At 38.1% G+C, this 8,687-nt stretch carries 6 protein-coding genes and 1 pseudogene; 3 read left to right on the top strand and 4 right to left on the bottom strand.

Going from position 1 to position 8,687, the window contains the following annotated elements; all coding sequences use genetic code 11:
• The first annotated feature begins 209 nt into the window (after positions 1–209).
• Positions 210–1,058, top strand: coding sequence for a hypothetical protein (locus BM329_RS13540; protein WP_092554184.1), 849 nt, complete (start codon positions 210–212; stop codon positions 1,056–1,058).
• A 96-nt stretch (positions 1,059–1,154) separates the two neighbouring features.
• Here the strand turns inward: BM329_RS13540 and BM329_RS13545 are convergent, their stop codons facing one another.
• The 3 genes from BM329_RS13545 to fadR all read right to left on the bottom strand — a co-directional run bounded on the left by BM329_RS13545 (position 1,155) and on the right by fadR (position 5,905).
• Positions 1,155–1,877: a hypothetical protein gene (locus BM329_RS13545; RefSeq protein WP_092554187.1), complete on the bottom strand. Its 723-nt coding sequence runs from the start codon at positions 1,875–1,877 to the stop codon at positions 1,155–1,157.
• A gap of 123 nt (positions 1,878–2,000) precedes the next feature.
• Entirely contained in the window at positions 2,001–4,514 is a 2,514-nt protein-coding gene (locus tag BM329_RS13550) for an inverse autotransporter beta domain-containing protein (protein WP_092554190.1), read from the bottom strand.
• 668 nt (positions 4,515–5,182) lie between these two features.
• The gene (gene fadR, locus BM329_RS13555) at positions 5,183–5,905 is read right to left on the bottom strand and encodes a fatty acid metabolism transcriptional regulator FadR (RefSeq protein WP_092554193.1); all 723 of its coding nucleotides are present in this window, start codon (positions 5,903–5,905) and stop codon (positions 5,183–5,185) included.
• A 380-nt stretch (positions 5,906–6,285) separates the two neighbouring features.
• Here fadR and nhaB point away from each other — a divergent pair, with 380 nt between their 5' ends.
• Together nhaB and dsbB are read left to right on the top strand one after the other, a co-directional pair.
• A complete protein-coding gene (nhaB, locus tag BM329_RS13560) occupies positions 6,286–7,833 on the top strand; it encodes a sodium/proton antiporter NhaB (protein ID WP_092554196.1) in 1,548 nt (515 codons plus the stop codon).
• Positions 7,834–8,017: 184 nt separating this feature from the next.
• Positions 8,018–8,530 carry a disulfide bond formation protein DsbB gene (dsbB, locus tag BM329_RS13565; protein WP_092554199.1) on the top strand — a complete coding sequence of 171 codons (513 nt, stop codon included), beginning with the start codon at positions 8,018–8,020 and terminating at the stop codon, positions 8,528–8,530.
• A gap of 74 nt (positions 8,531–8,604) precedes the next feature.
• Here dsbB and BM329_RS14555 read toward each other — a convergent pair.
• Positions 8,605–8,687 (bottom strand): annotated as a pseudogene (locus tag BM329_RS14555) (IS5/IS1182 family transposase); the annotation flags it as partial.

The following is an 8,687-nucleotide window of genomic DNA, read 5'->3' on the forward strand; positions in this document are numbered from 1 at the left end:
TAGGCCATAGCGCATTTTCCTTTGGCGAGAAAGATGCCTACTATAGCAACTGACCGCCTTTCTTAGAAATTGCACTTATTAGGCGAATCCAAGAAGCAAATATATTCATAGACATTCTTATTGCATTAGTTATCTATATGCCCTATGCGCCAATATTTTTTAAACCTTAACAAATTTCATCAGAACTAAAAAAATTAAAGGTAAATATTATGGGAAAAGTAAAATTAATTATTAAATTATTTCTGTATATGGCATTTTTTATTCCTATCGCTAATGCTAATTCAGATACAGGGTACGATGTCGCGAAAAAAATAACTCAAAGGTATTTTGATAATCAAATATCTTGTGGAGATGATGGACTTCCGGTATTTTTATGCTCAGGAGTATTAATAAGAGGAACTGTCGCATCAGATGAATATCACTCATGGAATCCTAGTCCAATTTCTCAAAGAAAGGGAAGTGTTTCATTTTCTTATCTAAGATCTGATATTAGAATTATTGAATTAGAAGTTGATCATCATAATGGTTATATTTTTTATCCATATCTTGAAAATACTGATAATACTAAAATAAATCCTGAAATTCTCTGCTATTTTCCTATTGATGGAGGCACAGATGCCAGAGATGATAGAGGATGTGGTACTTATTTTGGATACCAAAATAGTGTACCTTGTCAGCAACAAAATATTACTACAGCAGAACAATGGGTTAATAATTACATAAATGTCAATTATTCTAATCGTGCTGCTCAATGTTGTTTTGATGTGACTGGTGATGGCAGTGCAGATATATTTATGCAGGCTATTAAAGTTCACTCACTTATTGATTTTCCATTAAACAATGAATTGGTTTTGGCTATTTGGGAGCAAGATATTCCTGAAAAATTACCTATAGAAGCTTTTTTTTATCAAAATAATGGATTACAAGATGCTCAACATGATCAAAAAGATTTTTATCAATCTACCGGTATACTATTACCTATTATAAAAATAACGTTCCCTTTAGATAAGAGTAAAGATATTCGCTTTACTTATAATCAAGAAGATCAAATAAATTAACAATTAATATAATACTCTATGGCATTAAAGATAGATATATTTAGGTTTGTTGCATTAATAAAAAACTTCATTAATGCAACAACCTACCAACATTATTTATTTAAATACGCAAAGTAGATACGCACCTCCTACACTGGCTGGTCGCGTACTCTTATCCTCAGAGTTATAACTTAGATAAGAACCATCCTCACCCAAAACAAAAAAGAATATAGTATCATAGCTATTAGCGTTACCAGTGTCATTACCCGTTGGTAGCAAATTCCATAAACTAATATTTGGAAATTCCACCGATAACACTGTGGCGTCATTTTCATTATTATTAACAATGTCTTTCTTTAAGCTTGGTGTAACAAAGCCATTAGTTTCACAGTTTGTGTTAGAATCCCATTGAATATCCAGATTAATTGGATCTTGTTTGAAATATCTTTTAACTTTTGTGGTATAAGCATATGTCTCTTTTATGCCATTACTTTTGTTTATTATTGTGGCAGATAACGTAGCGTTACCTGACTTATAAAAGGATATTTCACCAGTATCTGAATCAATAGAAGTTATATCTGGGTTGGTTGAGGAAAAAGTAACTGAATGATTTTCTGATTTTGTGATTTTTTTTCCAGCCGAATTTCTTAGTGCTCCACTTAAAGAACTAAAGGCATTAACAGGAGAGGGGAAATTAGTAGAAATTATTACATTGTTATTATCACTATTAACAGAAGAATTCAGGTTATTATATAGAAATATTTCTGCTTTTTTTGGAACAGGGTTAAAAGTTCTTTTATCGCTAGCTTTACTTATTTTTTTATTAATGGTTAACTTCACACTAAAATCATCAATACCTACATTACTTTTTACCCTTGCAACTAAATTCCCTCCTGAACCTGTAGTGTCTGAATCTTTAGTTACAGTTATACCTGCTATACTTCCTGATACAGTCCATTCTACTTAATTAAACTGATAATTTGACAGTTTACTATTTGTTTTTTTATCAGTAATTGTAGCTGTATAAATATATTCATCAGAATTATTAGCCGTTAGTGATCCTGTCGGAGAGATGCTGATATCTATATCTAAATCTTGTATATCCGGTATAAAAGAAACAGCTTCGGATTTCTTGGGGGTTTTCTGTTCTTCTACAGAAAGCGAAACCACGACATCATTAACCGGAACATCACTGTTCAATGTTGCGATCAATTCTCCTTTTTCATTCGTCTTCGTTGTTTGTGTGGTTAATGTAACATCTTGCCCTTTGTCATCTTTGGCTTTCCAAATAACGCCATCAATTGGCTGACTGAGTACCCGCTTATTTTCACGATCAACAATAGTCGCTTTAAAGGTATAAGATTTTCCAACACCTACAGTTAAAGGACCTTCAGGGCTAACGGTCAGGCCACCATCAATATGGTAACTTGATTTATCTGCAATAAACGCGACAGGCTTGGCTGAAACGGGGGTTTTCTGTTCTTCTACAGAAAGCGAAACCACGACATCATCGACAACCGCCGTACTGTTCAGTGTTGCCGTCAGTGTTCCGTCAGGCCCTGTGCTATCCACACCATTTTTAAACGTAAATTTAAGCCCGGCGGTATCATTATTCTTACCCCAGTGAATGTTGGTAATCTTCTGACCTTCGGGCGCCGCTTTGCCATTCCCGTCGACGATATAGGCCGTATAGATGTAGGTATTTTTACTGTTGGCAATAAGCGGGCCTTTATTATCCACCGCGATGTTTTTAACCTGGTATTCGTGAGATTTATTCTTGCTAAACACCACTGACCCTATTTTTTGCCGTGGAGCACCATCCAGCTGTATATAAACATCTACATTGTCATACGGTTTTTGGCTGGACAAAATATTATGTACTAATTGCCCTTTCTCATCGGTTAATTGTCCCTTTTCATTTGTTTTGGCAGATTGATTATTCCATGTAAACGCCAAGCCAGAATCACTACCTAAAGCAGGTTCGGTTGTCCAGATCACTTTATCAATTCGGGCATTATTTACCGTTTTTCCTGATGGTGAACCCTTATAAGTAATAACAGGTGAATCAAAGGTATATCCATTTTCTTTATTGCCTGTTGATTCCGGAGATTCAGGGGGAATGATCTTCACTTTTCCATCTATCATAAAAGGCAAAACTTTCATGGGAACCTGAACGAGTTGTTCTTTTCCCTGACTATCTGTCAGCAATATATCGAGCATGTAAGCATTTTCATGCGTTTCTTGATAGCTGGGAAGAGTAATGATATTGCTCTTACCTAAGTCAGAAGAAAGTTTACCCCGATTATTCTGAAATGCTTTATCCGTGACATCCCAACGAATCTGTTTAATATCAGAACCCTGGGGGACTGGTACATTGACTGTTATATCTTGATGCCCGTATCCGATAATAGGTTCCAGTGATATCAGTTCTTCCTTTTTTATTTTTTGATGATCCAAAATAATATGATTATTTCTTTCCACCAAATCGTAACGGCTACCTGCCAATGTCCGCATCGAAGCCATATTGGCCGGTAATAGTTGAGTACTAATAGGCACCCCAAATTTGTAATTTAAGTTTGCCAAAAACTGTGTTTCAGTATGACCACTTTCTCCCTGTTTATAATCCACCCCCATTGTAAATAATGGTACCGGAGTATAAGTCAAACCAAATGTAGCCAAGCTGGGGTTTTTCTGCTTGGTATCAAGATTAAATAAAGCTACGTTATCACCAAAATATTTCTCATATGTCAGTTTCATCCCCAGACTCGGATAAGCAGGCAAGAAAAATTCCCCATTAATGTCATAACCATTGGCAGGACGTTCGTGATAGTCTTGAAAGTTTCGTGATTTTTGCCAATCATTTAAACGGTAATAGGTATTAGCGGAGAGTTTAATATAATCTCCCCAGATTTCTCCCCCCAATCCCAAACGCTGATTTTTTCCAGTAAGGTCATGATCATAAAAAGTATTTAATCCATACATCCAGTTCTGATAAAAATAGCGGCTACCTAAACCCAGATTAATCGTATTCCGGCTATCTCTGTTGCGATAACCCAATTGGGAAAAAAACAGCCAATCGGTCTTGTTATCATAAAGAGGCATTAGTATATCGAGGGAATTATTTTTCAGTGTAAATTCTCTATTTAACCCAAAGTTTATTCTGGCAGTACCAAACTGCGATAACCATTTTTGAGCCTCTGAAGATAAGGAACCATTAAATTTCCCCAAAGCATAAGATGTTGCTTGTTTTGCAAGTTCTGAAGGTGAAGAAGATAAAATATGACTTACAGTTTTGACACTGCTGCCAATGATATGTGACGTGACAAGTTCTGAAGTATCATCAGTTTTTTCTAAATGATCATACAATGTATCAGGTTTTATATTATCTTCTGCTAGCGCGTTAATTATTGTAGAAGGTATCAATAACACATAGAAAAAAATAAAAAAACAGATCATTTTCCTTATGTAGGATGGCATGAATAATCTCCTCAGGAATTTTTATATCAGATGATGACTTTTAACTCATTCTTTATCTCATCAAATAAGGTTTAAAGTAATGTCACACTATTTTTGAAAATTTATTTAACAGAACTTATTTGTTTCTTATGAACTTATTTTTTTTCTTATTAAATAATAGTGCTAAATTTAAATTAGCATCATTCAAAATAGTTATCACATCCTCAGCAAAGGATACTGTTTTTTCTTGACTTGACTGAGGAAAACCAACTGACGATTAGTTCTTGATAAGAATAGAAATATAAACACAGGAACTTATATAATGGCATGGAATAATTTAAGGAAACTGAAGTTAATTTAGCCTATTTTTAATTCATCATTGATATCTAAAAAGAATCAGTTTTAATAAAAATCATCAATGCAACAGTAAAATTCTTTTGGCTTCATCATGTTTTAATTCACACATTAAACTGATTAAGTAAGTTAAAAAATTAATTATAATGGTTTTGTCACCCAATCTCTGCACTTTATTGATGTTGTAATGGTAGAGATGCTTGTTTCCGGGAACGAAACAGACTTCAAGGATTTTCAAAGAAAAGATAAAACATAAAACCCTGCTACACAGTTAACTATGCAGCAAGGGAAAAAACGCAATCAGCAACACCACAAATAAAAAATAAAGAGTACAATCAGCCGAGGCGTGCTTCGGTTAAATCGTTGATCATAGCACCCTGCATACCGTGCCAGATAAGCCCGCTCTCTTTGCCATAATTACGCACACAATCCATGATGTTGTCATAAGATTTTTCCCGGCACAGTGAACTCAACTGCTGGTAAAAAGTCAATGCCAGATGACGTGCTTCAGGGCTTGAGAAGTAATAACGGCCAACGCGAGTGTATAACCCCTTCAACCCATTGATAATCAAACCATAAATCGGGTTTCCTGAGGCAAAAGCCAAACCACGGAAAATATCATAATCCACAGCGCTGAAAGACTCCGCAGTATCCTCCACATTTTCCTTTTCCGCCAAAACTTCCAATGATTTTTCAGGATTATGCCTGAACGCAGTACGAATAAAGATAGCTGCAATATTGGTACGTACTGCCAATAGGTTATCAATTAACTGGGGAACGCGATCATGGTCAAGACGCGCCAATGTCTCCAGAATATTAAGACCGGATGTTTCCCAGAAGTTATTTACCTTTGTTGGTTTTCCATGCTGAATAGTTAACCAGCCATCACGGGCAAGGCGCTGCAACACTTCACGCAAAGTCGTACGGGTGACACCGATCAATTCAGATAATTCACGTTCTGCTGGCAGGATGGAACCGGGTGGGAAGCGATTATTCCAAATACTTTCAATGATATACTCTTCCGCGAAACTCGCAGGACTTTGAGCCTTAATTACCATAATTTTAATTATTCCAAAGCAGTTTTCCTGGCTAATAATAGCGACTGATCATACCAGAATGTGCTTGTTCGACATAGTTACCTGATGAATAAACCACGAAAGAGTGAAAGGGTTCATAAAAAATGCAATCATTCGTGAATCAATCATGTGCTAATACCCTTAAATTGATATTGTGTTGAACTTACTATACCAATGGATTTCAAGATGCGGCGCGACGGCAAGGGAATAGAATCCCCAGGAGCATAGCTAACTATGTAACTGGGGTGAGTGAGCGCAGCCAACAAAGCTGCAACTTGAAATACGACGGGTATATATCAATATATTTAGTTATTGCTGTTTAGATTTGTTCCACATACCCACAAAGAGGATTATTAATAATAATGGAAATCAGTATTCGACGTGCAGTGGTGAAAAACTTTCTCGGCAATTCGCCGGATTGGTACAAACTGGCGATCATCGTCTTTCTTATCATCAATCCTCTGGTCTACTTTTTTGTCAGCCCCTTTGTTGCTGGCTGGATGCTAGTTGTTGAATTTATTTTCACATTAGCAATGGCATTAAAGTGCTATCCTTTGCAACCCGGCGGGTTACTTGCTATTGAAGCGGTTATCATCGGCATGACTTCGCCAAAACAAATAAGCCATGAAATCAGCAACAATCTGGAAGTTATTTTATTGCTGATATTCATGGTTGCAGGCATTTACTTCATGAAACAACTGCTACTGTTTGTTTTCACGAAGCTACTGTTGAGCATCCGCTCCAAAAAAATGCTGGCACTGGCATTCTGTCTGGCAAGTGCTTTCTTATCCGCTTTCCTTGATGCTCTGACGGTCATTGCCGTCGTTATCAGTGTTTCAGTCGGGTTTTACGCTATCTATCACCAATTCCTTTCCCAAAATGGCAATTTTGAACTGGGTGATGATAAATTCATTGATAGTGAAGATAAAAAACAGACGCTGGAACAGTTCCGCGCATTCCTGCGCAGCCTGATGATGCATGCAGGTATTGGTACCGCGCTGGGCGGTGTGATGACCATGGTAGGTGAACCACAAAATCTGATTATCGCTAAACACGTTGGTTGGGATTTTGTCACTTTCTTCATCCGTATGTCACCCGTGACCATTCCCGTGTTTCTTTGTGGTCTGGTGGTTTGTTTGTTGGTCGAACACTTTAAATTGTTTGGATACGGTGCTGAATTGCCTGAGCGCGTTCGTTCTGTTTTAGAAGACTACGACAAAAAAACCAGTGGAAAACGTACCCGCCAAGAGAAAGCCCAGCTTGTTGTTCAGGCATTGATCGGTATCTGGCTGATCGTCGCATTGGCTTTCCATTTAGCTGAAGTCGGTTTGATTGGCCTGTCAGTGATTGTTCTGGCAACTGCATTTTGTGGTATTAATGAAGAACACGCACTGGGTAAAGCGTTCGAAGAGGCCCTGCCATTTACCGCATTATTAACGGTATTTTTTTCCGTAGTTGCCGTCATTATTGATCAACAATTGTTTACGCCATTTATTCAGTTTGTTCTGCAATCGTCACCCGCTTCACAGCTCTCTTTATTCTATCTGTTCAACGGGCTGCTTTCTGCGGTTTCTGATAACGTCTTTGTCGGTACGGTTTACATTAATGAAGTCCTGATTGCCCTGAAAAGTGGTCTGATTTCGCAGCAACAGTATGAATATTTAGCCGTTGCCATCAATACCGGTACCAACTTACCATCCGTGGCAACACCAAACGGACAAGCTGCGTTCCTGTTCCTGCTGACCTCTGCCCTCTCTCCGTTGATTCGTCTCTCTTATGGTCGGATGGTGATGATGGCATTGCCTTATACCATTGTGATGACGTTAGTGGGTCTGCTGTGCGTCGAGTTCTGGCTTGTCCCTGCCACTGAATATCTCACCCGACTCGGTTTGATCACTCCGCTTTACTGATTGACCAAATTTAATGTTACGCCCTGCCGGATAGTATATAAAACAACACTATCCGGCTTTTTTATTCATTTATTCCCTGAAGAATTCCCTGAAAAATAGTCCGATTTATTTTAATTTTATTTTTTTATGTCCAGCGAAACGGCACAATAAGCCAATCACCTATCTTGAAAAATGGAAAGAAAAAATGTTTCAATTTTTAAAACAAAGCTCTCAAGGGCGAGGTATTTGGCTATTAATGGCGTTGACAGCCCTTATCCTGGAAGCAACGGCTCTTTATTTTCAACATGTGATGTTGTTGCAACCTTGTGTGATGTGTATTTATGAGCGGGTTGCACTGTTCGGTATTTTAGGGGCGGCATTACTGGGTGCCATCGCACCTAAAACCCCTCTGCGCTGGCTGGCAATCCTGCTGTGGATTTACAGCGCAGGGCAAGGATTGCGGCTTGCCTGGGATCATACCATGATGCAATTACATCCTTCTCCGTTTAATACCTGTGAATTTTTTGTCAGTTTCCCGTCTTGGTTGCCATTAAACAGCTGGCTGCCTTCGGTGTTTAATGCATACGGGGATTGTTCAATAAAACAGTGGGAATTTTTAACACTGGATATGCCGCAATGGTTGGTTGGGGTTTTTATTGCCTATTTTCTGATTGGCATCCTAGTGCTGGTAAGCCAGATTGTCGGGAAGAAAAAATAGATATTCAGAATAGTGCCACCTGCATGGCAGGGGCACTGGACAGGTAGCCCGTTAAAAGCTCCTAGATGGCGTCGTCATGAAATACTCAACCAAAGAGCAAGGCAGCGGATTTGGACTGCGGCAAGAAACGATGCACTGTTTTTGGCGTAACGGGTCG

This window comes from Xenorhabdus koppenhoeferi (assembly GCF_900116635.1).
Classification (GTDB): Bacteria; Pseudomonadota; Gammaproteobacteria; order Enterobacterales; family Enterobacteriaceae; genus Xenorhabdus; species Xenorhabdus koppenhoeferi.